The organism is Sphingomonas sp. PAMC26645 (assembly GCF_004795835.1).
Taxonomy (GTDB): domain Bacteria; phylum Pseudomonadota; class Alphaproteobacteria; order Sphingomonadales; family Sphingomonadaceae; genus Sphingomonas.
In genome coordinates this window covers 1,952,381-1,977,852 of record NZ_CP039249.1, presented here as the reverse complement: position 1 = coordinate 1,977,852, position 25,472 = coordinate 1,952,381, and the positions used below count along the sequence as shown (strand labels likewise).

Sequence of the window (25,472 nt, the reverse complement as noted above, 5' to 3'; positions counted from 1 at the left end):
CGCTGTGAGGATCGCTCTACTCACCTGGGCCTATCCTCCTGAAAAGAGCGGACTTACTCGCGCCGCGCGTGAGATCGCGCAGTCGTTGGCACAGTCTGGCAACGACGTCTGTGTCTTCACTATGGACCGTCGCGAAGACAGCCACGACGGCCGGGTGTCGGTCATCGGTTGCGGTCTGCGCGAGGGATCGTTCGCCCCGCGCCTCCGCAAGATTGCGGGGATCGGGCATCTGGTTGCGCCGTTCGCGTTCCGCCGAGCGGTCGCTCGCGAGCACCGACGCGAGCCGTTCGACGTGGTCGAGGCGACCAACTGGTATGCGCCAGGGCTGGCGATCGCGCTCACCGGTCCTGCGCCGCTCGTGACGCGCAACTCGACCCCGGCAGCGACCTCGGCAGAGACGGTTACGAGTCTACGCGACCGGTTCGATCGGCGCGCGGCGATGCTCGCGGAGCTGATCGCAGCGCGCTTCAGCAAGGCACTGATCTCGAACACGCAGCTCCACGGCGAGAAGATCGCCCATCTGTACGGCGTCGAAGCTCCAGGACCAGCCGGCCATCACGCGGTCATCGGCCTTAGCCTGCCACCGGAGATCGTGGCCCGAGGAACGGCCGCAGCCTATCCCGACGATGTCCCCGAGGACCAGCCGATCGAACTGCTGTTCGTCGGACGTGACGAGCACCGCAAGGGGTTCGATGCGCTCATCATGGCGCTGAGGATCCTTGCCCGGCGTGCGGATGCCGGGATGCGCGATTTCCGCCTCACGATCGTTGGCGTGCATGCGGACGATGTGAAAGCGCTTCCGTCCACCGCGCGAGCGCGACTGCGCTGCCATCACCGGGTCGACGAACCGACGTTGCACGACCTGATGAGCGCGGCGCACGTCATCGTCGCACCCTCGCGCTATGAAAGCTTCGGGCTGGTGTACCAGGAAGCGATGATGTTCGGCCGACCGGTCGTCGCGTGCGCCGAGGACCCGAGCGCACGACTGTTCATCGGCGAGAGCGGCGCCGGGTTGCTGGCCAAGACCTGCGCCGGCGACGACCTCGCCACGCAGATCCAGCGGCTGATCAAAGACCCGGCCTTGCGTGCGCATTACGCTGCGGCGAGCCGGCGGGCGTCGGGGATGTTCACGCGCGATACCCTGTCCGCGCAGACGACCGCGGTCTATCGCACCGCGATCGGATCGAAGGGGGCGAGCAGCAACGCCTCGTCCTCCGGCCTGCCCGCGCCGGTCGACATCGCCTCGTAGATTCGCGTCCGCTCGCGCACCCGCTCGCCATCGAGCCGATGTTCGAGCGCACCGGCCAGTGCCAGCGAACTCTCGACGAACGGTACGACCGGACGCTCGTGGACGCGGCCGGAAAAACGGATATCGCTACGGTTGAGGCGGTACTGGATGTCCGGATAGGACGCGGACTGCACCCCATCGACAAGGTTGCGGCGCGGCAGCCCGAGCGAGCGCAACCCGTCGCGATCCGCCGCCGCGACCAGCCAGCCGAGCGCGGCGAGCAAAGCGGTGTCGGGGCGCTCGTCGGTATCGATCTGCAGCACCCAGCGGGTCTGCATCGCGTCCTGGAGGCGGTTGCGTTGTGCGGCGAAATCGTTTGCGAGGGGGTGGTGAGCGACCTCGATCCACGGGACCCGCACTGCGATTTCGCCTGCCTCGTCTGCCGTGCCGTCGAGCAGGACGACGATACGGGCAAATGCGGTGCGATAGTGTGTCGCGATCTCGACGATGTCGCTGGCGTCGGCGGGCCGCGCCATGATGCCGAGCCCTATCCCGTGCGGCACAGTCGTCGTGGGGGTCGAGTGCGCCTGGGCTGGACGGTAATCGGGAGGAAAGCGGACATCGCCCCGCGCAACGGCGACCGGCTCCACCTCGAACCCGAACCGCCACGCCGCGTTCCGCAAACCGGCTGGGTCGAGCATCCAGCGCTCCGCAGGATCGCGCTGTAGGTCAACAAGCCCGCTTCCCAACCGAGCGACGATCTCGTCGGCAACCGCACCGACCTCGTTCGCGTCGCGAACAAGCAGGCGGCAGTGGCTACACTCGAACCAATCCTCGCGCACGAGCCAGTCCCAGTTCCCACAGATCGAGCATCGTAATTGCATGGCTCCGGCAACCCGCGGCGCCAAGGACAGGTTCCGCCTGATCTAAATCCTCCCCCATCGGGGGAGGTGGCAGGCCCGCAGGGACTGGCGGAGGGGTATCCGCGATCAACTCAGGGCGACACCCCTCCGTCTGGCAAGAGCCAGCCACCTCCCCTTACAGGGGAGGATCAAGCGCCCGCTCAATACCCGAAACTATGCGCCAGCGTCAGCAGCAGCCAATACAGCCCGCCCGACAGCAGCATCGCCACCGGCAGGGTCATTACCCAGGCCAACGCCATGTTCATCACGGTCCGGCGCTGCAACCCGGCGCCATTGGCGACACTAGCACCGGCCACACCCGAGGACAGGATATGCGTGGTCGACACCGGCATGCCGTATCGCACCGCCAGCAGGATCGTCGCCGCCGCGACCAGTTCGGCCGACGCGCCCATGCCGTAGGTCAAATGCGTCTTGCCGATCCGCTCACCCACCGTGACGACGATCCGCTTCCATCCGACCATCGTCCCCAGGCCCAGCGCCAGCGCGACGGTCACCTTCACCCAGGTCGGGATATACCGCGTGCCCTGTTCGAGCCCGCTATTATAGCTCTTGAGCGTCGTGATCTCCCGCGCGGTGAAGCGGCTCTGCGCGGACTTGTCCTCGGCGATCAGCTTGGTCGTATCGAGCACGAGGTACATGTCGTTGCGCAGGTTCGGCGTCGCCGCGGCGGGCACCTTGCCCAGCGACCCGTAGCTTTCGATCCGGCTCGACACGTCGTCCGACAACGTCGCCAGCGCGCCATAGATGACAGGGTCGGCGACATGCTTGCTCTTCAGCGCCTTGGTGACCTGCGCACGCGAGGTCGCCACGTCGGCGGGTGCGCCGTCGGCATGCGCGCGGTACGCGGCCGATGCCGCCTGCGCGCTTTGCACGAACGCCGGCATCGCGCTCTCGGGCATCGTCCGGTTCAGCGCATAGGCGGTCGGCGCGCAGCCGATCAAAATGAGCATGATCAGCCCCATGCCCTTTTGACCGTCATTGCTGCCATGCGCGAAGCTGACCGCGGTGCAGGTGCCGATCAGCAGCGCACGGATGCCGCGCGGCGGTGGCGTCTGGCCCTCGGGCGCCTCGTACAGCTTCTTGTCGCGCAGGAACCGCTTCATCACGAGCAGCAGCAACAGCGCGCCGACGAAGCCGACGATCGGGCTGAATGCGAGCGCGGAGAGAACTTTCCAGACTTGCACCATGTCGACGCCCGACGTGCCGTCCGCGCCGCCGCCGTTGATGAGTTGGTTGGCAAGGCCGACGCCGAGGATCGAACCGATCAGCGCATGGCTCGACGAATTGGGCAGCCCGACCGCCCAAGTCGCGAGGTTCCACAGGATCGCCGCTAGCAGCAGCGCAAAGATCATCGCGAACCCGCCGACGCTGCCGACGTTCAGGATCAGGTCGACCGGCAGCAATGTGACGATCGAATACGCTACCGCGCCGGACGACAACATCACGCCGAGGAAGTTGAAGAATCCCGACCAGACGACCGCGAGCGGTGCGGGCATCGAGTGCGTGTAGATGACGGTGGCGACCGCGTTGGCGGTGTCGTGGAACCCGTTCACGAACTCGAACCCGAGCGCGATCAGCAGCGCCAGCGCGAGGAACGCGAACGCCCCGCCCGCCAGGCTCTCGCCGACCTGCGCGGTGTCGAACGCGATGCTGAACCCGGCATAGGCAAGCCCGCCGATCAGCACGGCAAGGAATATCCAGCGCCCGGACGGATGCAGCGAATGATCGAGTTTGGGACCGGTATGCGGCGCAGCGGTAGCGCTCGAATCAGCCGTCACCGCATCGGGTGCAAATGTGGAGGTTGCCATAGGAATGTGCAGTCGGCCCTTACGATGACAATCTTATGACAGATGTAAATCAAGCGATCGTTCGACCCTATTTGGGACGTCGCCCCCTACAATCCTCCCCCGCCAGGGGGAGGTGGCTGGCCCTCGCCAGACGGAGGGGAGGCAGAGGACAACGTGCGTTCCGTGTCCTCCCCCTCCGTCGCCTTCGGCGCCATCTCCCCCCTGCGGGGGAGGATGTTCGGAACCGACCTCCTCGACCTTAATCAGCGAGTTAATTCACCGAGCTTCACCGATGCTCGCGAGCTGCATGCCATTGCGGCCGAACAAAGTGGCCATCTTCACGTCCGCATCCGCAGTCATTTCCTTGCGGCACTGCTGCGCATCGGCGAGCGCCGCGAGGCCGACACCGTGCGATTGGCAGGCGCCGGCGATCGCCGAACGCAGCCGGCGCTGGAACGCGGTGCGCCCGGCGTCGCTGGTCAGGTCGAGCCCGGCGCGCGACACGCGCACCGATACCGGGTCGCGCCCGGAACTCGCGGAAGCACCTGTGGAAAACAGGCAAGCGCCGACGATCGCCGCCGAAGCGACGCTGATGAAAAGCTTCATGATGATGTTCCTCAAATGGTCCTGCGGTCCGCAAGGCGATGCCTGCGGGCGACGGCGTCAGCGCGTCGGGACACCTTTCTGGGTGCGGCATCTCCGACCACGAACCACGTCGCTGCGCATCCCCTACCCGTCGTTCGTTACGCTCGCGCGACGGTTTGGCGACGGTCCGACGACGCGCCGAAACTCTAGATGAGGCGTTAGGTCACATCCCCGGATATCGCTCGAACGCAGGCAAAGCGGCCACATTCGCCATCCACGCCAATCGGTCGGCCACCTGGATATGCGCACCCGGCGCGACCGCCTCGGGATCGTCCAGCGTACAGGATTGCACGTCAATGATCCCCGGCAGATACTCGGCATTGGTATAGAATAGTCCTGTCCCGCACCGTCCGCAGAATTGACGCCGACCGCTTGCCGACGATTCATACGTCACCGGATCGCCCGCGATGGTCACCTGCTCGGACCTGAATGCGATCCAGCCTACCATCGGCGCACCCGCGCTTCGCCGGCAATCGCCGCAATGGCACAGCGCGTGATGCTCGGGCTCGCCCTCCGCGACATAGCTGATCGCTCCGCAATGACATCGTCCCGCCAGCATGCCCGCCTCCCTCTATGTTCTCAACTTGTTCCACGTATCGTCGAACCGCGCAAGCCATACCCGCTTGCCCCTTCGGCCCCCGTTCCCTACCTGTTCACCGGTGAACCAGATCGCCCAAACGTCCGCGCCGCAAGCAGAGCCTCCCTATCTGCGCGGTCTCAACCCGCCGCAGCGCGAGGCGGTGCTGACCACCGACGGGCCCGTCCTGATCATCGCCGGCGCCGGCACCGGCAAGACCGCGGCGCTGACGGCACGGCTCGCGCACCTGATCTTCACCAAGAAGGCGTGGCCGTCGGAAATTCTCTCGGTCACCTTCACCAACAAGGCCGCGCGCGAGATGCGCGAGCGCGTCGGTCGTCTGGTTGGCGATGCGGTCGAGGGCATGCCGTGGCTCGGCACCTTCCACGCGATTGCGGCCAAGATGCTGCGTCGCCACGCTGAACTGGTCGGGCTGCAGTCGAACTTCACGATCCTCGATACCGACGACCAGTTGCGGTTGCTGAAGCAGTTGATCCTTGCCGCCGACATCGACGAGAAGCGCTTTCCGACGCGCAGCCTCGCCGGGCTGATCGACCAGTGGAAGAACAAGGGCCTCGTCCCCGCCGACATCGATGCGGGCGAGTCTGAGCGTTACGCCAACGGCCGCGGCGGCGAGTTGTACCAGCAATACCAGACCCGGCTGATCGCGCTCAACGCCTGCGATTTCGGCGACCTGTTGCTCCACATGCTGGTCATCCTGAAGACGCACCGCGACGTGCTGGCGCAGTATCAACAGCGCTTCAAATACATCATGGTCGACGAGTATCAGGACACCAACTCGTCGCAATATCTCTGGCTGCGGCTGCTCGCGCAGGAGCGCAAGAACATCGCCTGCGTCGGGGACGACGACCAGTCGATCTATTCTTGGCGCGGCGCGCAGGTCGAGAACATCCTGAAGTTCGAGCGCGACTTCCCCGGCGCGAAGGTCATCCGCCTCGAACAGAATTACCGCAGCACGCCGCATATCCTCGGCGCCGCATCGGGCGTGATCGCCAACAATGGCGGCCGCCTCGGCAAGCAGCTCTGGACCGAGCGCGACGTCGGCGAGAAGGTGAAGGTCATCGGCGTCTGGGACGGCCCCGAGGAAGCGCGCCGGGTCGGCGAGGAGATAGACGTCGTCCGGCGCCTTTTTCAGAAAGAGGGGGCCGGCAAGTCGCTCGACGAGGTCGCCATCCTGGTCCGCGCGCAGCACCAGACGCGCGAGTTCGAGGACCGCTTCATCGCGATCGGCATGCCGTACAAGATCGTCGGCGGCTTCCGCTTCTACGAACGCGCCGAAATCCGCGATGCGCTCGCGTACCTCCGCGTCGTCAACCAACCGGCCGACGACCTCGCCTTCGAACGCATCGTCAACGTGCCGAAGCGGGGCCTTGGCGACAAGGCAGTCGCACGCATCCACCAGCTCGCGCGCGCCACCGGCACACCGCTGACCACCGCCGCGGCGCGCATCCTCGACACCGACGAACTGACCGGCGCCGCCAAGAAGTCGCTCGGACGCTTGGTCGGCGACATCGCCCGCTGGCGCGACATGGCGACCAGCCTGCCGCACGCCGAACTCGCCCGCCAGTTGCTCGACGAGAGCGGCTACACCGCGATGTACCAGGCCGAAAAGTCGGTCGAGGCTACCGGTCGCCTGGAGAACCTCAGCGAGCTCGTCCGCGCGATGGAGGAGTACGACTCGCTTGGCGCGTTCCTCGAACACGTCTCGCTGGTGATGGACAACGAGGGCGGCGCGCAGGACCCGCAGGTCACGATCATGACCATCCACGCCGCCAAAGGCCTCGAATACGACACGGTGTTCCTGGTCGGCTGGGAGGAAGGCCTGTTCCCGTCGCAGCGCTCGCTCGACGAAGGCGGCGTGAAGAGCCTCGAAGAGGAACGCCGCCTGGCCTATGTCGCGATCACGCGTGCACGGCGACTGGCGGTCATCATCCACGCTGCTAATCGCCGCATCTACGGCCAGTGGAACTCGTCGATCCCCTCGCGCTTCGTCGCCGAACTCCCGCCTGAGCACATCGACACCGAAACCACGATGTCGGGCGGCGCGAGCCTCTGGCAGGCCAATTGGTCCGACCGCGCCGATCCGTTCGCCGACGTCGCCCGCGGCACCGGCCGCGGCCCCGGTTGGCAGCGCGCGTCAGGCACCGGCAGCACCTTCTCCACCAAACCCGCCCGCGTCGTCGAAAGCCGATCGAGCGCGATCAGTCTCGGCAACAAGGGCCGCGACGACCTGTCGCTCGGCATGCGCGTGTTCCACCAGAAGTTCGGCTACGGCGCGATCGCCGAGATCGAAGGCAACAAGCTGGAGATCGACTTCGAACAGTCCGGCCGCAAGCGCGTGATGGACAGCTTCGTGACGCTCACGCCTTAACGGCATTAACCGGGAAAACGATCAGCCGGCGGTCTGATCGGCAAGCGAGAAGATCCGCTCCATCACCGCCCATTTCGGCCCGGTCGCCTCGATCGGCTTCTGATACACGTCCATCGCGGTCTCCCAAGACGCGACGACCGGCTGCAACGCCGGGTCGACCGCGCGTGGAAAATCGTCCTCGACCTCGGCGATCATCACGAGCCGGTCCGCGACCCGCCAGATCTCCATCTCTCGATACCCCCGCTGGACGATGTCGCGCACGACCTCGGGCCACACGGCACCCAGCGCGTGTCGTTCGCGATAAGCGGCAATCAGCGCTGCGTCGTCGACGAGGTCCAATGCGGTCACGATGCGATACGTCACGGAAATTCCTTCGATACGGCGTACTCCCGCGACAATAGCGCCGCCGCCCCTTTTCAAAAGTCACTTTGACTAATAAAACCGACGAAACGCACAACGACGCGCAGGAGATGGAATGAGACTGTCCGGCAAGACCGCGGTAGTGACCGCGGCCGCACAAGGCATCGGCCGCGCCACCGCAGAACGCTTCCGCGACGAGGGCGCACGGGTGTTCGCGCTCGACCGTGATGGCGATGCGCTACAGGCGATCGACGGCGTCGAACGTCTGGTCGTCGACCTGCTCGACGCCAGCGCGATCGCCGCACTGCCCGCCACGATCGGCGACATCGACATTCTCGCCAACGTCGCCGGCTTCGTCGCGGCGGGCGACATCCTGCAAGGCAGCGACGATGACTGGATGCTGTCGTTCGACCTCAACGTCCACGCGATGCACCGCATGACCCGCGCGTTCCTGCCCGGCATGCTCGCGCGCGGCGGCGGTGCGATCGTCAACATGAGCAGCATCGCGTCGAGCGTGAAGGGCATCCCCAATCGCTACGCCTATGGCGCGTCGAAGGCGGCGGTGGTCGGGCTGACCAAGGCGATTGCCGCCGATTTCGTCGGTCGCGGAATCCGCTGCAACTGCGTGTGCCCCGGCACGATCGAGACCCCGTCGCTGCGTGAGCGGATCGTCTCGCAGGCGGGGACTCAGGGCATTTCGGTCAGCGAGGCAGACGCCGCGTTCGTCGCGCGCCAGCCGATGGGCCGGCTGGGCCGCGCCGAAGAGATCGCCGCGCTGTTCCTGTACCTTGCCAGCGACGAATCGAGCTTCACCACCGGCGCGGTCCACGTGATCGACGGCGGCTGGGTCAACTAAGGATCATCCGATGAAATTATTGCGTTACGGCCCGCGCGGCCAGGAAAAGCCCGGTATCCTCGATCAGGACGGCGCGATCCGCGCGTTGCCCGCGGAGCTCGGCGATATCGCCGGTGACCTGCTGTCGCCCGAGGGCCTCGCGATGATCGCGGCGCTCGACGTGACGACCTTGCCCAAGGTCGAGGGCGCGCCGCGGATCGGCCCGTGCGTCACGCGGACTGGCAAGTTCATCTGCATCGGCCTGAACTATTCGGACCACGCCGCCGAGAGCAACATGGCCCTCCCCGCCGAGCCGGTCGTGTTCGGTAAATGGACCAGCGCGATCCAGGGCCCGAACGACGATGTCGAGATCCCGCGCGGCTCGGAAAAGACCGACTGGGAGGTCGAACTCGGCGTCGTCATCGGCACGCCCGGCCGCCACATCGCCAAGGAAGACGCGCTGTCGCACGTCGCCGGCTATTGCGTCGTCCACGACGTGTCCGAGCGTGCGTTCCAGCTCGAGCGTGGCGGCACGTGGGACAAGGGCAAGGGCTGTGATACCTTCGGGCCGATCGGTCCCTGGCTGGTCACCGCGGACGAGGTCGGCGATCCCCAAAAGCTGGGCCTCTGGCTCGAAGTCGACGGTCACCGCTATCAGGACGGCACCACCGCCAACATGATCTTCGACGTCGCGACGATCGTCTCCTACCTCAGCGACTTCTGCACGCTCGAAGCCGGCGACATCATCTCGACCGGCACCCCCGCCGGCGTCGGTCTCGGCCAGAAGCCACCGGTCTATCTGCGTGCGGGCCAGACGGTCCGCCTCGGCATCGATGGCCTCGGCGAGCAGACGCAGACGATGGTCGCCGCCGCGTGACGACCATCACCGGCCTGCGCACGATCGACCTTCGTTTCCCGACCAGCGCGGGGCTCGACGGCTCCGACGCGATGAACCCCGATCCGGACTACTCGGCCGCCTATGTGGTGCTCGACACCGATACGGACGGTCTCGAAGGTCACGGCCTGACCTTCACGATCGGCCGCGGCAACGACATCTGCGTCGCCGCGATCGAGGCGATGCGGCATCTCGTCATCGGGCTCGACCTCGACTGGATCATCGAGAATCCGGGTCGGATGTGGCGACATCTGACCGGCGACAGCCAGTTGCGCTGGATCGGCCCCGACAAGGGCGCGATCCATCTCGCGACGGGTGCCGTGGTCAACGCGATCTGGGACCTGTGGGCGAAGGCGGTCGGCAAGCCCGTCTGGCGCCTCGTCGCGAACATGACCCCCGAGGAATTGGTCCGCACGATCGACTTCCGATACCTGACCGACGCGATCACGCCGGAAGACGCGCTCACGCTGCTGACGAACCGCGCGGCGGGCAAGGCCGAGCGGATCTCCGATCTCGAAGCGACCGGCTTCCCTTGCTACACTACGTCGGCGGGGTGGCTCGGGTATCCCGACGAGAAACTGCGTCGGCTCGCGCAGGAAGCGGTCGATGCCGGCTTCGACTATATCAAGCTGAAGGTCGGTCGCGATCTGGAGGACGATATCCGTCGCCTGACGATCGCGCGCGAAGTGCTCGGGCCCGACCGCAAGCTGATGATCGACGCGAACCAGGTGTGGGACGTCCCGCAGGCGATCGAATGGGTGAACGCGCTCGCCTTCGCCAAACCGTGGTTCATCGAGGAGCCGACCAGCCCCGACGATATCCTCGGCCACCAGGCGATCCGCGACGCGATCGGTGAGGTGAAGGTCGCGACCGGCGAGATGTGCCAGAACCGCATCATGTTCAAACAGTTCATGGCGGCGGGTGCGATCGACGTCGTGCAGATCGACAGCTGCCGTCTGGGCGGCGTCAACGAGGTGCTGGCGGTGCTGTTGCTGGCGGCCCGGTACGACCTGCCGGTCTGTCCGCATGCGGGCGGCGTCGGGCTGTGCGAATATGTCCAGCATCTCTCGATGATCGACTACCTCTGCTTCTCGGGGACCAAGGAGGGGCGCGTGATCGAGTATGTCGACCATCTCCACGAGCATTTCGTCGACCCCTGCGTGATCCGCGACGCAGCCTACATGCCGCCGACGCTGCCGGGCTATTCGATCGAGATGAAGCCGCAGTCGCTGATCGACTATCGGTTCGCCGGGTGAAGCTCGGGCTCGACGGCAAGGTCGTGATCGTCACGGGTGGCGGGGCCGGTATCGGCCTCGCCATCGCGCGGGGGTTGGCCGAGGAAGGCGCGATCCCGGTCATCGTGTCGCGGAGCGCGCCCGAGGACTTCGCGGCCGAGCATCTGTTCGTCGCGACCGAATTATCCGACGACGACGCGTGTGCGGCGGCGGTCGAGGCGGCGGTCGTGCGCTATGGCCGGATCGACGGGCTGGTGAACAACGCCGGTGCCAACGACAATATCGGGCTCGACCGGACGCCGGCGGAATTTCGTGCGTCGCTCGACCAGAACCTCGTCCATTATTTCGCGATGGCGCATCACGCGGTGCCGCATCTGCGCAAGACCGGCGGCGCGATCGTCAACATCTCGTCGAAGACCGCGGTTACAGGGCAAGGCGACACCAGCGCCTACGCCGCCGCCAAGGGCGCGCAACTGGCGCTGACCCGCGAATGGGCGGTGGCGCTGCGTGGCGACGAGATCCGCGTCAACGCGGTAATCCCCGCCGAGGTGATGACTCCGCTCTACCAGCGCTGGATCGACAGTTTCGACGATCCGCAGGCGAAGCTCGACGGCATCGTCGCGCGCATTCCGCTCGGCCACCGCATGACCGAGGATCGCGAGATCGCGGACACGGTGGTGTTCCTGCTCTCCGACCGGGCGAGCCACACGACCGGGCAATGGCTCTATGTCGATGGCGGCTACACCCACCTCGACCGCGCGATAGACTGACAAACATAAACATAATCAGGAGTGGATCATGAGCGGAACGACCGCCGACAGGAAATATGTGCCGGCGATCGTGCTGACGGTCGCGCTGTTCTTCCTCTGGGGGATGGCGAACAATCTCAACGACATCCTGATCGCGCAGTTCAAGAAGGCGTTCACGCTCACCGACTTCCAGACCAGCTTCGTCCAGCAGGCCTTCTACATGGGCTATTTCCTGCTCGCGGTGCCGGCCGCGCTGGTGACGCGCGCGAAGGGCTACAAGACCGCGATCGTCACCGGGCTGGTGCTGTATGCGGCGGGGGCGCTGCTCTTCTATCCCGCCGCGCATTACGGCGAGTACCTGTATTTCCTCGCGGCGCTGTTCGTAATCGCGTGCGGGCTGGCATTCCTCGAGACGTCGGCGAACCCGCTGATGACCGAACTCGGCGACCCGGCGACCGCGGCCAAGCGGCTCAACTGGGCGCAGGCGGCGAACCCGGTCGGTACCGTCGCGGGCGTGCTGATCGGCAAGTATTTCATCCTGTCGGCGATCGTCCACGACGAGGCGACGGTCGCCGCGATGAGCCCGGCGGCGCGCGAAGCCTTCTATCGCAGCGAAGTCGTCGCGGTACAGACGCCGTATCTGGTGATCGGCCTCGTCGTGCTGCTGTTCGCGGTCGCCGCCGCGGTGATCCGCTTTCCAGAGCACCGCGCCGAAGAGACCGTCGGCGCACCTTCGCGGTTCGTCGACGTTTTCCGCCACCCGCGGCTGATCTTCGCGACGGTGACGCAGTTCTTCTACGTCGGCGCGCAGGTGGGGATGTGGAGCTACACGATCCGCTATGCGCAGGCGAACGTGCCCGGCATGGCCGAGCACGATGCCGCGGATTATCTGTTCGCCAGCCTCGTGCTGTTCGGGATCGGCCGGTTCGTCGGCACGGCGCTGATGGGGCGGATTGCGCCCCCTCGCCTGCTGGCGATCTTCGCGGTGTTGAGTGCTGTGCTCGCCGGGGTTGCGGGCTTCGTTGGGGGACAGGTCGGGCTCTACGCGCTGGTGCTTGCGAGCCTGTTCATGTCGATCCAGTTCCCGACGATCTTCGCGCTCGGCATGGACGGGCTGGGACCGCTCCGCCGCGCGGGCGCGTCGCTGATCATCATGGCGATCATCGGTGGCGCGGTGCTGACCGGGCTGATGGGGCATATCTCCGACCTCGCCGGGATCGATACCGCGATGCTGGTACCGGCCGTGTGCTTCCTGGTGGTGCTGGCGTTCGCGGTGAAGGCCGGGCGGACGCTGTCGGGCGAGATGGTGCCACCGACGATCCACTGAGCAACCTGGTGCGCCACCCACCTCCTTGTTCTCCCGCGAAGGCGGGAGCCCAGTCTGGGTCCCCGCCTTCGCGGGGAAACATGCCTCTTTCGGGAGGAAAGGCGCGTGAAACCTAGACCAGAATACCCCGGTCGATCTCGGCGATAGACCGCACCCCGGTCAGCGCCATCGCCACGCGCATCTCGCGCTCGATCAGCGTCAGCAACTGGGTCACCCCCGCCTCCCCCCGCGCCGCCAGCGCATACAGCCACGCTCGACCGAGCAACACGCCATCCGCCCCAAGCGCCAGCATCCGCACCACGTCGAGCCCCGACCGCACGCCCGAATCCGCCAGCACCGTGAGCTGTCCCTTCACCGCCTCCGCGATCGCCGGCAGTGCCGCCGCGCTTGACAGCACGCCGTCGAGCTGCCGGCCGCCATGGTTCGACACGACGATCCCGTCCGCTCCGATCGCCGCCGCCTCGCGCGCGTCATCCGGATCTAGGATGCCCTTGATGATCAGCGGCCCGTCCCAGCCGTCGCGGATCCATTCGAGGTCTTTCCACGCGATCGACGGATCGAAATTGCTGCCAAGCCAGCCCATGTAATCGTTCAGCCCGCTCGCCTTGCCCAGCACCGGCTCGAGATTGCCGAGTTGGTGCGGCCGCCCGTGCAAGCCCACGTCCCACGCCCAGCCAGGCCGGCCCATCGCCTGCAACATCCGGCGCAGCGGCGCGCGCGGCCCCGACATTCCCGAATGCTGATCTCGGTAGCGCGCGCCCGGCACCGGCATGTCGACCGTGAACACCAGCGCCTTCGCACCTTCCGCCTTCGCCGTGGCGAGCAGATCGCGCATGAACGCGCGGTCGCGAATGACATAGAGCTGAAACCAGGTCGGCCCGGTCGGCGCCGCCTTCACCACCTCGCCAAGCGAACAGAGCGACACCGTCGACAGGCAGAACGGCACGCCCGCGGCATGCGCGGCACGCGCCGCCTGCGTCTCGCCGCGGCGATGGTACATGCCCGCGATCCCAACCGGCCCAAGCCCGACCGGCAGCGCCTGATGCTGGCCGAACAGCGTCGTCGACAGATCGATATCGGACACGTCGCGCAACACGCGCTGGCGCAGCGCGATCCCCGACAGGTCGCTCACGTTGCGCGCCAGGGTTGCCTCCGCATAGGAGCCGCCATCGGCATACTCGAACAGGAATCGCGGCAGCCGCTTGCGTGCAGCCTCGCGGAAATCGAGCGTCGAGGCGATCGTCATGCGGCGTCTCCAATGGTCTGCGCATCGATCCCTAGGTCGCCGCGTACGGCGTTCTCTAGCAAGCCAACGCCCCCGCCAGCAACTTTCAGATATGAAAGATTGTTGTTCCGCGACCGCGCGCTTGCGGCATAAGGGTCGCGCCCGCAATCACGTTAGCTTCGACCATGCCGCTTCCCTCGCCGCCGTCTCCGCCAGACACCAACAGCGCCAGCCCGCGCGTCTATTCCGCACCCGCGCTGGAAAAGGCGATCGACATCATCGAACTGCTCGCGCGCGAACCGAACGGCCTGACGGTAAGCGAGATCGCCACGCGCCTCGCACGGTCGATCAGCGAACTCTTCCGCGTTATCGTCGTGCTCGACCGGCGCGGCTGGCTGCACAAGGATCCCGGCAGCGATCGCTACCGCGTGACCTACAGGCTGCTCGAAACGGCGCACCGCGCGACCCCTGCGCAGGAACTGACGCACGTCGCCGCGCCGCTGATGCAGACCTTGGCGGCGACCGCGATGCAATCCTGCCATCTCGTCGTCGTCAACGGCACGTCCGGGCTGATCATCCTTCGACAAGAAAGCCCCGGTCCGACCGGTTTTGCCGTCCGGCTGGGTACCAGCATAGCCTTGGCGACAAACTGCTCGGGTCACGTCCTGCTCGCCTTCATGGCCGACGAGGCCCGATCCGCGATACTCGACCAAACGATGGCCCCGGCGGCCCGCGACGCGCTCGATGCCGCCTTCGCCGCCATTCGCGAACGCGGCTATGAATCGATCCGCAGCGCACGAATGGGCGGCATTTCCGACATCAGTTGCCCGATCTTCGGCTTTGACGGCCACGTCGTCGCCGCGCTGACCATCCCGTTCCTCGAGGTCATCGACGAGACTCCGCATATCTCCGCCGAAGAAGCACTGGTCGCGCTGAAGCGCACTTCAACGCAGATTTCGCAAGCGCTAGGTTGGTACGCACCGAACGCAGCGTCCGCCTGACGTCTGCGGCCATGATCGTGAGCCGCATTCCTGTCGCTTGCCACCCTGATCCGCGGCTGAGTGCGTCGAACGTAGGCCCATATCGACCAGCCAGACGGCGTGGGCCGAGTCGCATGGAAGGTCGTTCTGAAAAGGTGTTTCAGCGCTAATCCGCTGTCCGCTCATCCGGGTATAATAGTATTTATCTACCTGGCGACTGGTTAACAATACTAGAAACTTTTGAATGAATTGAAGGGTTTGGCGCTTGGGATCATCGGATCGCGGGCCACTCCGGCCTGATGTCATGGCCCCGACAAGAGGGGCTTTTCATGACTCGGCATCCCAGTTTTTCACGCGTTGCGACGCTCGCTGTCGTCGGCATCACCACGCTGTCGCTCGCTGCGTGCGTCAATCCGTCGGCCAAGATCGCCACCTCGCTCGAGGGGTATGGCTTCCAGCCCACGCAGTCGCAGTGCGTCGGCGACCGGCTCGAGGCGAACCTGTCGCTTGGCCAGCTCCAGCAGCTCGGTCGCGCGGCCAAGGCGTCGCGCGAAGGCGACACCACGCCGGGCCGCCTGACGGCCAGCGACTTCGTTCGGGTGTCGGGGCAGGTCAAGGATCCCAAGGTACCGCTCGAGGTCGGCAAGGCCGCTGCTGCGTGCGGCATCCTGACCGATCCCGCATCACCACTCTAATCCGGACCGCGGCATCGAGGTCAAGGCGCACCCAAGGCACACGGCGCCGCGAACGGCAGACGTCAGGCCCCGTAGAGGGTTTCAAGGGACACAAACATGCAAGACGTAACCTATGCGGGCGATACGGTGGTATCGAACACCCGCGATTTCGGGGCGCAAGCCTGGAGCTATGTCGAGATCTGGACACCCCGGATCATCGCGGCGCTGATCATCCTCGTCATCGGCTGGGCGATCGCGCGTGCCGTGAAGTGGGGCGTCGCCAAGCTCGTCAACAAGACGCCGCTCGCGATCCACGCCAACGAGCCGAACGCAAACCCGCGCAACCCGACCACGATCGGCGCGCAGGTTGGTGATGCCGCCTACTGGGTGGTCCTCCTGATCGCGCTGTTCCTCGCGACGCAGCCGCTGGGTCTCGCCGGCGCAACCGGCCCGCTCGGCGACATGCTGCAGGGCTTCGGCACGGCCATCCCGCGGATCATCGGCGCGGCGCTGATCTTCTTCCTCGGCTATGTCCTCGCCAAGGTCGCTAAGAAGGCGGTCGAGGCGTTCATTACGGCCAGCCATGTCGAGCGCTTCTCGACGCATGTCGGCGCGACCACGCCGACCGACCCGACGATGCTGCCGCGTACCATCGGCGGCATCGTGTTCGCGTTGATCATCATCCCGGTCTCGATCGCTGCACTCGACACGCTCAACATCGCGGCGATCTCGCGGCCGGCAACCGCCATGCTGCGCATCATCCTCGACGCCATCCCGCACGTCATCGCCGCCGGCATGATCCTCGCCGTGGCCTATGTCATCGCCAAGTTCGCGTCGCGTCTGTTGACGCAGTTCCTGGCAACGACCGGCTTCGACCGGACGATCGGGTCGATCGGCATCTTCGGCAATACGGAAAACCGCGAACTCGGCGCCCCAGGCCAGTCGACCGGTCCGTCGTTCGTGCCATCGAAGACGGTCGGCACCGGCGCGTTCGTCGCGATCCTGATCTTCGGCCTGATGGAAGCGTTCCGCCAGCTGAACTTCGCCTATGGCTCGCAGATCATGGCGGAGGTGCTGACGCTGTTCGGGCAGGTCGTGTTCGGTGCGATCATCATCTTCGCATCGGTCGTCATCGCCCGCTTCGTGGCGCACGCGATCGAGCGTAACGGCGACCAGGGCACGCGCGTTGCCGCCCCTGTCGTGCGGATCGCGATCATCGTGCTCGGCACCGCTATCGGCCTGCGCTTCATGGGTCTGGCCGACGACATCATCAACCTGGCGTTCGGGTTGCTGCTCGGTGCGATCGCGGTCGCCTTTGCGCTGGCATTCGGCCTGGGTGGTCGCGATGCGGCAGGCAATGCCGTCAAGCGGATGCTCGACGGTGCCAAGTCGACCGACGACCACACCAACCCGGCCATCGACGGAAACTTCGCCCGTCAGGATGGCCGCGGCGACGTGCGGGACCTCACCGACCGCCCCCTGATCTGACCGTCCTTCCCTAGACAATCAAAGGAAACTCTCATGAACACCGATACCCTCAATGGCGCAGCCACCAACGTCGGCGGCAAGCTCAAGGAAACGCTCGGCGGCGCGATCAGCGACACGTCGTTGCAGAGCGAAGGCGCCGCGGACCAGCTTGGCGGCACGATCCAGAAGACCGTTGGCCAGGCCAAGGATGTCGTCGAGGACAATATCCGCCCGCTGCTCGACTATGTCCGCCAGTTCTCGAAGGAACGCCCCTTCACCGCAGCCGCCGTGGCCGGCGTGCTCGGCATCGCGGTCATCAACACCCTGCGCGGCAAGTAAGCCGCCAGAGACGCCGCGGGCGGGGCAGCGATCGATGTGCCCTGCCCGCCACCCCAAAGACCGACGAGCGCTCATCGATACACCCCAGTTAGGCACGAAAGACATGGCCGACAGTCCAAACCTCCAGCGCGCATCGACCATCGGTACGCCCGCCGGTCAGGCAGCCCGACCCCGCCGTATCGCTACCGCGCGACGGTTGGCCGCCGAAGTCATCGGCACGTTCTGGCTGGTCCTGGGTGGTTGCGGTGCTGCAGTACTGGCGGCGGGCACGGGCGTCCCCGGCACGATTGGCATGGCTGGGGTGGCACTGGCGTTCGGCCTTACCGTCTTCACGATGGCGTTTGCCGTCGGTTTCATCTCGGGCGGCCATTTCAATCCGGCCGTCAGCGTCGGCTTGACGGTCGCCGGCCGCTTTCCCGCTCGCGACCTGCCGGGCTACGTCATCGCGCAGGTCATCGGCGGCATATTGGGTAGCGCGGCACTCGCTGCACTGGCGTCGGGTACCGCAGGGTTCGATCTGGTGGCCAGCGGGTTCGCCGCGAATGGCTACGGCGTGCATTCGCCGGGCGGATACGGCGCGGCAACCGCGTTCCTTTCGGAGGCACTGCTAACCGCCGGTTTCCTGACGGTAATCCTCGGCGCGACCGACGAGCGCTCTCCGGCCGCGTTCGCGCCGCTATCGATCGGTCTGGCGTTGACGCTGATCCATCTCATCTCGATCCCGATCGACAATACGTCGGTGAACCCGGCGCGCAGCACGGGTCCGGCGCTGTTCGTCGGCGGGTGGGCGCTGTCGCAGCTCTGGCTGTTCTGGATCGCACCACTGAGCGGCGCAGCGGTAGCTGGCCTTCTTGGTCGCTGGCTCTTCGCGCATACCGACGAAGATCAATCACCTGGCCCGATCGGCGATACCCCCGTCGAACTGATGGTCGGCGATGACCGCAATACTGCACCGCGTGAGGGATAGCCAGTTCGGCAGCCGCGAGAATGGGAAGCAGTAGTTTACGTGGTCAACAACAACGCGTCACCTGGAGCATCAACACAAGAACCGGTCTAAGATAATATTGTAGTTAATACCGTCAATATCGACTTAAGTAACCAACCCTGACCTTTCGACTTATCTGTCATACAGATTGCGCGCCAATATACAGATCTATCTAGTATCAAAATGGGGAGCTCCTGGTATGACGAATTTTTCACTCCATCTATCGATCAACTAAAGCGTATCTTCGTGACGACGAGGAACGACCATGACGAACGACTGCCTGGATATCTTTACACGGCCCCACCATACGCTCGCGAGCACCGTGTGGCATGCGCCAGATCGTATCGCGCGGCTCGAATGCTCGATCGAGTCGCACCCCGCCCCCGCCATCGTCTGCGGCTTGCGAGACCTGCGCTACGTCATGGTCAATCGTAGATTCCTCGCGCTCACCGATAGCGCGGATGAGGATTGGCTGAGACGCTCGATGTACGAGCGCAACATCCTCGAGGGCGTCGCGAACTACGCGGCGGTAAAGCGCGCGCTCGTCGACGCGCAGACGATACCGCAGACCCGGGCCAGCCTGGCGATGCCTGACGGTACAAGCCGGCCCGTGATCGTTACCGGCCAGCCCATCACCGTCGCCGGCCAGCCGTGCATGCTGTTTACGCTGACGGATATCGAAGCATGGCAGCAGACCGAACGCCATTACGATCAACTCCGAACAAGCGTCGAAACCGCGTTCGCGACGTCGACGGCGTGTATGATGATCGTCGATCCGGCCGACAATTTCGTGACCGTCGCGAATGACAGTTTTTGTTCTCTGATCGGGTATTCGCGGAGTGACCTGTCCGGGCGATCGACCGACGACATCGAGATCTGGCCATCGGGAATTGCATCCGGCTTCGTCCGCACCAAGTGCGGGCAACGTCTCGAATGCCGGATTTCCGAGGCCACGATCATGATCGCCGACAAGGCCTACGCGCTCTGGACCTTTCAGGACGTCACCAATCGTCGGATCGACGAGCGCAATCTGGCCGCCGCGATCGAGGCGACGATCGCGGAATCCAAATGGCTCAGCCACGCCATCCTGGACAATCTTGCGCTACAGTCCGAACCACCGCGAGACGTTACGCCATCAGGCCTGAACGACCTGACCGCTCGCGAACGCGATGTCCTGGCGCTGATTTGCGAGGGCATGGACGACAAGACGATGGCGCGCACATTGAACGTCAGCGGCAACACCGTCCGCAACCATGTCGCGCGCGTCTACAGCAAGATCGGCGTCAATCGCAGGGTGGCGGCGGCGGCCTGGGCGCGTGCCCGCGGGTTCGGCGATGGGGCCGATCGCAAGACGCTGCTGCCGGGCCCCGTCCCGGTCGTGACGCTACAGCCCTGATCGGCATTGGCCTGATCGATGACGCCGCTGATATTGATCGAACCAAGCAGGTGCCGCCTCTCCGACAGTATCCGTGCGAGATGTCGAAAATACTATCGGGTTGATACAACGCGATCTGTTGCCGTCATTCGGATCACGCTAAATCGCGGGACTTGACCAACCCCGGATGGAGAATGGGTCCTCATGAGTGATGATACCGATGATTTTGCCGACAAGGCCAGAGCTCGGTTGCGGAGGCGATCTTCAAGCTCACCGGGGCAACCCCGTCCGAGGCTGACGTCGACGCCAAGGCCGCTCGTATCCCGAAAACTTCACCGGCGGTCGGCCGCACTCGTCGCACCGGCACCATCCACCTCAAACACTGAACATGAGAGAGACCAAGTATGAAGAACGTATTTGCACTGGCACTACTTGCTGCAGGCCTAGCGCTGACGGGATGTCACACGGTGAACGGCGTCGGCAAGGATGTGAAGTCCGCTGGAACGGCTGTCTCGAGCGCCTCGGGTGAGAGCGGCAAGAAGAAGTAACGGGCACGGCACCGTCCGCAATTTGAATCGACTTTCGCCAGGACTTTCAGTGCTGGCACGAACATCCGGCGATATTCGCGACGGACGGTGAAACCTCGGAATGCCCTGCCGATCCTTGATCCGGCAGGGCATCTTTTTATCTGGAGCCGGGAATCGTCGAGAGTGTCGAACACGCGCGTTTGAGCTCTGTTAACCGTTCGGCTGTAAAGACTCGGTGCTGCAATGAGAGGCCGAACGTGCGCATCGATCAACTTCAGCCTACCCCCACCGTGGCGGAACCGCTCGAGATCCCCGCGGAGTTGCTGGCTAGCGTACAACGTCACCAGGCACATCTTGCCGAACTGATCGTCAGCCTGCGGGCGGCGGGACTCGGCGAGGACGTCGTCGATGCGAGCATCCGCACTCTGGTCGACAGCTATGCCGACGATCTCACCGTAGCAATCCGCGCGATGATGAAGGCACCGGATCATGGATAACGCCCTGCTGCTCGACGACGACGATGGCCGGGTCGCAGCCTTGCGTCGCCTCGACGTGCTCGACACCGCGGTCGAAGAGCCGTTCGAAAAGATCGTCACGCTCGTCCGCACGGTGCTCGCGGTACCCGTAGCGACCGTGACGCTCGTCGATCGCGATCGGCAATGGTTCATGGCGCGACGCGGCATGGAGCAGAGCGAAACGCCCCGCGCGGTATCTTTCTGCACGCATACGATCCAGCAACGCGACCCGTTGATCATCGAAAACGCGCTGGACGACCCGAGGTTCGCCGATAGTCCGCTCGTCGTCGGCCCACCCTATGTGCGGAGCTATGCGGGCATCCCCCTGCGCACGCCCGAAGGATATAATGTCGGGGCGCTGTGCGCAATGGATACCCGGCCCAGACGGTTCAGCCCTGCGGACATCGCCATTCTCAGCAATTTCGCCAACATCGTTTGCGACGAACTCGAACTGCGGCTGATCGCACAGGTCGATCACCTTACCGGCGCGCTGACTCGACGTGGCTTCGTGGATCAGGCGCAACGGGAAATGGAGCGTACGCTTCGCTACGGGCGGGCAAGTTCGCTGATCATGATGGATGTCGACCATTTCAAGCGGGTGAACGATACTTACGGCCACTCGATCGGCGATCAGGTCCTGAAGCAGATCGCCAGCATCGCCGAAACGACGTTACGCCCTTGCGACCTGTTCGGTCGTCTCGGCGGCGAGGAATTCGCCCTCCTGATGCCGGAAACCAGCGGCGCGGCAGCTCTCGTCGTCGCGGAGCGACTTCGGAATACCATCGCCGAACATCCGATGACGCTCCATGGCGGCGGTACGATCCACGTAACCGCGAGCTTCGGCGTGGCTGAGCTGTCCGCATCCTTCAACACGCTAACCGCCTGGCTCGAACGTGCCGACACGATGCTCTACGCAGCGAAGTCCGGCGGCAGGAACCGTACGCAACTCGCGGAGCCGATGTAGAAGGGCGGCCATACGCGGACGCGGAACGGCGACATTCAGGACTTCAGCGAAAACGTGGAGCGGGTGAAGGGAATCGAACCCTCGTCACTTGCTTGGGAAGCAAAAGCTCTACCATTGAGCTACACCCGCTAACGGCGATCTACGCCTGTCGGTCCGGGTCTTGCACCGGCTCTCGATGACCGGCCGAGTGCCACAGTCCTTGCGGCGACGTCAACGCCAAATCGTCCCGCGTGAGCCGACTAGCCGCGCAGGCCGAACACCTGCGAACGGTCCGCCTCCGGCACCAGTCCCTCGAGCACCGCCCAGAACCCCGATACCGCGCTTTGCCCGGCGCTCGCATACGCCTCGGCCATCCGGATCCGCGCAGCCTCGAACAGTTCGCGCTCCATCTTCGAGCCCTCGGCCGTCAACCGCAGCAAACGCTGCCGCCGGTCGCGCTCGCCGGGTCGCGTCTCGACCAGCTTGCGGTCCGCCAGTTCGTTCAGCACGCGTCCCAGCGACTGCTTCGTGATCGCCAGCAGCGACAGCAGCTCGCTCACCGTCATGTCGGGCTTTCGCGCGATGAAATACAGCGCTCGGTGGTGCGCGCGGCCCAGCCCCTCTTCGGCAAGACCCTGGTCGATCGACCGCGTCAGGTGGCTATAACCGAAGTACAGCAGCTCCATGCCGCGGCGGAGTTCGGGTTCGCGAAGGAACAGGGGTGAAGCAGAAGACGGAGTGGCAGGCATGTTGACCGGTTTAGACATCGCCCGTAGTCGTCGGCAACCCGCAACGAGAGAGATTTTCGATGTCCGTTCCAGCTTTTACGCCGTCTTCCGCCTTCCGCCATGAGCCGAACGCGACTCCGGTCGAGGCGAACGAGCGGGCGAAGCGGCTGATCGATCCCGGATTCGGACGAGTCTTCACCGATCACATGGCGATGATCCGCTACAGCGAGACCGAGGGCTGGCATGACGCGCGCATCACCGCCCGCGCGCCGCTGACGATCGATCCGGCGTCGTCCGTCCTGCATTACGCGCAGGAGATCTTCGAGGGGATGAAGGCGTATCGACTCGCCGATGGGGGCACTGCGCTGTTCCGTCCGGAGGCGAATGCGCGCCGTTTCCAGGATTCGGCACGGCGCCTGGCGATGCCCGAGCTGCCGACCGAGCTGTTCCTCGAATCGGTCGAGCGCCTCGTGAAGACAGACGCGAACTGGATCCCCGAGAGCGATGGCGGCGCGCTGTACCTGCGGCCGTTCATGTTCGCGAGCGAAGTGTTCCTCGGCGTGAAGCCGTCCGCGGAATATCTCTACATGGTGCTCGCCTCGTCGGTTGGCGCATACTTCAAGGGCGGCGCCCCCACCGTGTCGATCTGGGTAAGCCAGCAATACACGCGGGCAGCGCAGGGCGGCACCGGTGCTGCCAAGTGCGGCGGCAACTACGCCGCCAGCCTGCTTGCGCAGTCCGAGGCGATCCGCAACGGTTGCGACCAGGTCGTCTTCCTCGATGCGGCCGAGCGGCGCTGGGTCGAGGAACTCGGCGGCATGAACATCTTCTTCGTGTTAGACGACGGCAGCATGGCGACCCCTGCCCTGACCGGAACGATCCTGCCCGGCATCACTCGCGACTCGATCCTGACGCTCGCCCGCGCGAACGGCATTACGGTCCGCGAGGAAGGCTACACCATCGACCAGTGGCGCGCAGACGCGGCGAGCGGTCGTCTGGTCGAGGCATTCGCCTGCGGTACCGCGGCGGTCGTCACGCCGATCGGCACGGTCGCAAGCCCCGAGGGCCGCTTCACGATCGGCGACGGTGCTCCGGGCGCACTGACGATGCGGATGCGCGATGCGCTCGTGTCGATCCAGCGCGGCACTGCACCCGACGAGAACAACTGGCTGCACCATCTCGCGGATTGACGTCCGCAAGGGCTTTTCACACGCCGCTGCCCCGCTATAAGGCCGCCTCTGTTGGGGCGTCGCCAAGTGGTAAGGCAGCGGCTTTTGATGCCGCCATGCGCAGGTTCGAACCCTGCCGCCCCAGCCAATTATTACCTAATTGTCGATCTGCCGTATTTATTGGCGAGCCGCCGCCAGTAGCACGGCCGACTGCCAACGGCGTGGCCGCGGACTGGTCACAGCCTTGGCTTAGCTCCAGGTCGCTTATCACCGCGTCGCCTGATCGATTATCGACACTTCGAAATTCGGCTATCATGGTCACAGGGCATTCATGGGCCGGAGCATGCCCCGCCTAGGCCAGGCGAGCCCCGTACACTTGGCATCCGCCTCCACTTCGTTACGCTGGAGGAATGCAACTGACTCGGCCTCAAGCAGAAACTCTCGCGCGCGACGGGATGGCTGCGCTCCGCAACGGTAACGCGGCACGCGCCTATGAAATGCTGTCCCTTCTACGCGACGGGGCACCGGGCATGCCCGCGCCTTGGTTCCTGATCGCACAAGCCGCACAGTCGCTTGGCCGCGACGACGAGGCGGAAACCGCGCTGGTGCATTTCCTGGCAGCAGAACCACGCCACCTGGCTGCGCTGTTGACGATGGCCGCGCTGAAGGTCCGACGCGGCGACGAGCGCGCGGCGCAATCCTTTTATCGTACTGCACTGAACGTCGCCACGCTGCCGGATGCCACGATAGCGCCCGTGCTGGTGCCAATGCTGAAGGCGGGTGAAGCGTTCCTGGCGGATTGCGCGAAACGGTTTGCCGCACATCTCGGCGATGCGCTGGCGGGGACGGGTCTTGCCGCTGGCGTATCGGGGGGGCGTACGCGGTACGCGCTCGACCTGCTGCTCGGACGGCGTGAACTGTATCTGCAACACCCGTCGATGTTCTATTTTGCCGGACTTGCGCAGCGTGCGTTCTTCGAGCGCGACGAGTTCGCGTGGGTTGCAGCCATGGAGGCCGCGACCGCAGACATGCGTGCCGAACTGCAAAGCGTCGTCGCGGCCGAGAAGGGCTTTGCGCCCTATGTCCAGTCGACGCCAGACCGGCCAGCGCCGGCCAACCCGTTGCTCGACGATCCAAGCTGGAGCGCGTTCCAGTTGTGGCGCGGTGGCGAGCGCGTGGAACCCAACGCATCCTCCTGTCCGCATACCATGGCCGCGCTGGAGAAGGCACCGATACCGCTGATCGCGGGCCGCTCGCCGATGGCGATCTTTTCGCTGCTGAAGCCCGGCACGCACATTCGGCCGCATCACGGGATGCTCAACACGCGGCTGATCTGTCATCTGCCGCTGATCGCACCCGAAGGATGCGCACTGCGGGTCGGGGCGGAAACGCGCGTGTGGCGGGCCGGCGAGATGCTCATCTTCGACGATTCGTTCGAGCACGAGGCGTGGAACCGTGGCACGGAAACCCGGATCGTCCTGCTGTTCGAGGTCTGGCGACCCGAACTGACCGCCGACGAACGCGCCGCGTTGACCGACATCTTCGAGGCTATCGACACCTATCAGGGCGTGGCGATCGACACGGGCTGAGCA

General features: G+C 65.1%; 25 protein-coding genes and 2 tRNA genes. 19 read left to right on the top strand and 8 right to left on the bottom strand.

Annotated features, from left to right (window positions below; all coding sequences use genetic code 11):
* Window positions 1-4 precede the first annotated feature (4 nt).
* Window positions 5-1,249, top strand: coding sequence for a glycosyltransferase family 4 protein (locus tag E5673_RS09380; protein ID WP_136189787.1), 1,245 nt, complete (start codon window positions 5-7; stop codon window positions 1,247-1,249).
* Here E5673_RS09380 and E5673_RS09375 read toward each other — a convergent pair.
* The 4 genes from E5673_RS09375 to E5673_RS09360 all read right to left on the bottom strand — a co-directional run bounded on the left by E5673_RS09375 (window position 1,165) and on the right by E5673_RS09360 (window position 5,142).
* Complete coding sequence (locus E5673_RS09375; RefSeq protein WP_247599642.1) at window positions 1,165-2,070, bottom strand: hypothetical protein; 906 nt, start codon at window positions 2,068-2,070, stop codon at window positions 1,165-1,167. The two genes, E5673_RS09380 and E5673_RS09375, sit on opposite strands and share 85 nt — an antisense overlap.
* Before the next feature lie 221 nt (window positions 2,071-2,291).
* Window positions 2,292-3,959, bottom strand: coding sequence for an inorganic phosphate transporter (locus tag E5673_RS09370; RefSeq protein WP_136189785.1), 1,668 nt, complete (start codon window positions 3,957-3,959; stop codon window positions 2,292-2,294).
* Between the two features lie 255 nt (window positions 3,960-4,214).
* The gene (locus tag E5673_RS09365; RefSeq protein WP_136189784.1) at window positions 4,215-4,544 is read right to left on the bottom strand and encodes a UrcA family protein; all 330 of its coding nucleotides are present in this window, start codon (window positions 4,542-4,544) and stop codon (window positions 4,215-4,217) included.
* Window positions 4,545-4,746: 202 nt separating this feature from the next.
* Complete coding sequence (locus E5673_RS09360; RefSeq protein WP_136189783.1) at window positions 4,747-5,142, bottom strand: GFA family protein; 396 nt, start codon at window positions 5,140-5,142, stop codon at window positions 4,747-4,749.
* Window positions 5,143-5,251: 109 nt separating this feature from the next.
* Here E5673_RS09360 and E5673_RS09355 point away from each other — a divergent pair, with 109 nt between their 5' ends.
* On the top strand, window positions 5,252-7,552 hold the full coding sequence (locus E5673_RS09355) for a UvrD-helicase domain-containing protein (protein ID WP_136191427.1): 2,301 nt from the start codon (window positions 5,252-5,254) through the stop codon (window positions 7,550-7,552).
* Between the two features lie 21 nt (window positions 7,553-7,573).
* Here the strand turns inward: E5673_RS09355 and E5673_RS09350 are convergent, their stop codons facing one another.
* The gene (locus E5673_RS09350; RefSeq protein ID WP_136189782.1) at window positions 7,574-7,915 is read right to left on the bottom strand and encodes an L-rhamnose mutarotase; all 342 of its coding nucleotides are present in this window, start codon (window positions 7,913-7,915) and stop codon (window positions 7,574-7,576) included.
* Between the two features lie 112 nt (window positions 7,916-8,027).
* Between E5673_RS09350 and E5673_RS09345 the strand changes: the two genes are divergently transcribed.
* Genes E5673_RS09345 through fucP form a run of 5 tightly spaced genes read left to right on the top strand, consistent with a single transcriptional unit; the run spans window position 8,028 to window position 12,953 of the window.
* A complete protein-coding gene (locus tag E5673_RS09345; protein WP_136189781.1) occupies window positions 8,028-8,768 on the top strand; it encodes an SDR family oxidoreductase in 741 nt (246 codons plus the stop codon).
* A gap of 10 nt (window positions 8,769-8,778) precedes the next feature.
* Window positions 8,779-9,624 (top strand): fumarylacetoacetate hydrolase family protein, encoded by an 846-nt coding sequence (locus E5673_RS09340; protein ID WP_136189780.1) that lies wholly within the window; start codon window positions 8,779-8,781, stop codon window positions 9,622-9,624.
* Window positions 9,621-10,898, top strand: a complete 1,278-nt coding sequence (locus tag E5673_RS09335) for an L-fuconate dehydratase (RefSeq protein WP_136189779.1) — start codon at window positions 9,621-9,623, stop codon at window positions 10,896-10,898. Before E5673_RS09340 ends, E5673_RS09335 begins: the two co-directional genes overlap by 4 nt.
* The gene (locus E5673_RS09330; RefSeq protein WP_136189778.1) at window positions 10,895-11,647 is read left to right on the top strand and encodes an SDR family oxidoreductase; all 753 of its coding nucleotides are present in this window, start codon (window positions 10,895-10,897) and stop codon (window positions 11,645-11,647) included. Before E5673_RS09335 ends, E5673_RS09330 begins: the two co-directional genes overlap by 4 nt.
* Window positions 11,648-11,675: 28 nt before the next feature.
* On the top strand, window positions 11,676-12,953 hold the full coding sequence (gene fucP, locus E5673_RS09325; protein WP_136189777.1) for an L-fucose:H+ symporter permease: 1,278 nt from the start codon (window positions 11,676-11,678) through the stop codon (window positions 12,951-12,953).
* Window positions 12,954-13,065: 112 nt separating this feature from the next.
* Here the strand turns inward: fucP and lldD are convergent, their stop codons facing one another.
* Entirely contained in the window at window positions 13,066-14,199 is a 1,134-nt protein-coding gene (lldD, locus tag E5673_RS09320) for an FMN-dependent L-lactate dehydrogenase LldD (RefSeq protein WP_136189776.1), read from the bottom strand.
* Between the two features lie 164 nt (window positions 14,200-14,363).
* On the opposite strand from lldD, the gene E5673_RS09315 reads away from it, so the two are divergent.
* The 9 genes from E5673_RS09315 (at window position 14,364) to E5673_RS09275 (ending at window position 22,004) form a co-directional block, all read left to right on the top strand.
* A complete protein-coding gene (locus tag E5673_RS09315) occupies window positions 14,364-15,179 on the top strand; it encodes an IclR family transcriptional regulator (protein ID WP_136189775.1) in 816 nt (271 codons plus the stop codon).
* Between the two features lie 308 nt (window positions 15,180-15,487).
* Window positions 15,488-15,853, top strand: coding sequence for a hypothetical protein (locus E5673_RS09310; RefSeq protein ID WP_136189774.1), 366 nt, complete (start codon window positions 15,488-15,490; stop codon window positions 15,851-15,853).
* A 96-nt stretch (window positions 15,854-15,949) separates the two neighbouring features.
* Window positions 15,950-17,320: a mechanosensitive ion channel gene (locus E5673_RS09305; protein WP_136189773.1), complete on the top strand. Its 1,371-nt coding sequence runs from the start codon at window positions 15,950-15,952 to the stop codon at window positions 17,318-17,320.
* A 33-nt stretch (window positions 17,321-17,353) separates the two neighbouring features.
* Window positions 17,354-17,638 (top strand): CsbD family protein, encoded by a 285-nt coding sequence (locus E5673_RS09300; RefSeq protein WP_136189772.1) that lies wholly within the window; start codon window positions 17,354-17,356, stop codon window positions 17,636-17,638.
* 178 nt (window positions 17,639-17,816) lie between these two features.
* Window positions 17,817-18,605, top strand: a complete 789-nt coding sequence (gene aqpZ, locus E5673_RS09295; RefSeq protein WP_056486919.1) for an aquaporin Z — start codon at window positions 17,817-17,819, stop codon at window positions 18,603-18,605.
* Between the two features lie 283 nt (window positions 18,606-18,888).
* Complete coding sequence (locus E5673_RS09290; protein WP_136189771.1) at window positions 18,889-20,019, top strand: LuxR C-terminal-related transcriptional regulator; 1,131 nt, start codon at window positions 18,889-18,891, stop codon at window positions 20,017-20,019.
* A 383-nt stretch (window positions 20,020-20,402) separates the two neighbouring features.
* Entirely contained in the window at window positions 20,403-20,546 is a 144-nt protein-coding gene (locus E5673_RS09285; protein WP_136189770.1) for an entericidin A/B family lipoprotein, read from the top strand.
* Between the two features lie 236 nt (window positions 20,547-20,782).
* Window positions 20,783-21,022 (top strand): hypothetical protein, encoded by a 240-nt coding sequence (locus E5673_RS09280; protein WP_136189769.1) that lies wholly within the window; start codon window positions 20,783-20,785, stop codon window positions 21,020-21,022.
* Complete coding sequence (locus E5673_RS09275) at window positions 21,015-22,004, top strand: sensor domain-containing diguanylate cyclase (protein WP_136189768.1); 990 nt, start codon at window positions 21,015-21,017, stop codon at window positions 22,002-22,004. The genes E5673_RS09280 and E5673_RS09275 overlap by 8 nt, the downstream gene beginning before the upstream one ends.
* A 55-nt stretch (window positions 22,005-22,059) precedes the next feature.
* Here the strand turns inward: E5673_RS09275 and E5673_RS09270 are convergent.
* A tRNA-Gly gene (locus tag E5673_RS09270) sits at window positions 22,060-22,133 on the bottom strand.
* A gap of 110 nt (window positions 22,134-22,243) precedes the next feature.
* Complete coding sequence (locus E5673_RS09265) at window positions 22,244-22,732, bottom strand: helix-turn-helix domain-containing protein (protein ID WP_247599641.1); 489 nt, start codon at window positions 22,730-22,732, stop codon at window positions 22,244-22,246.
* A gap of 59 nt (window positions 22,733-22,791) precedes the next feature.
* Here E5673_RS09265 and E5673_RS09260 point away from each other — a divergent pair, with 59 nt between their 5' ends.
* The 3 genes from E5673_RS09260 to E5673_RS09250 all read left to right on the top strand — a co-directional run bounded on the left by E5673_RS09260 (window position 22,792) and on the right by E5673_RS09250 (window position 25,469).
* Complete coding sequence (locus E5673_RS09260; protein WP_136189766.1) at window positions 22,792-23,901, top strand: branched-chain amino acid aminotransferase; 1,110 nt, start codon at window positions 22,792-22,794, stop codon at window positions 23,899-23,901.
* A 52-nt stretch (window positions 23,902-23,953) separates the two neighbouring features.
* Window positions 23,954-24,028 (top strand) — tRNA-Gln (locus E5673_RS09255).
* Between the two features lie 307 nt (window positions 24,029-24,335).
* A complete protein-coding gene (locus E5673_RS09250) occupies window positions 24,336-25,469 on the top strand; it encodes an aspartyl/asparaginyl beta-hydroxylase domain-containing protein (protein WP_136189765.1) in 1,134 nt (377 codons plus the stop codon).
* The last annotated feature ends 3 nt before the right edge of the window (window positions 25,470-25,472 follow it).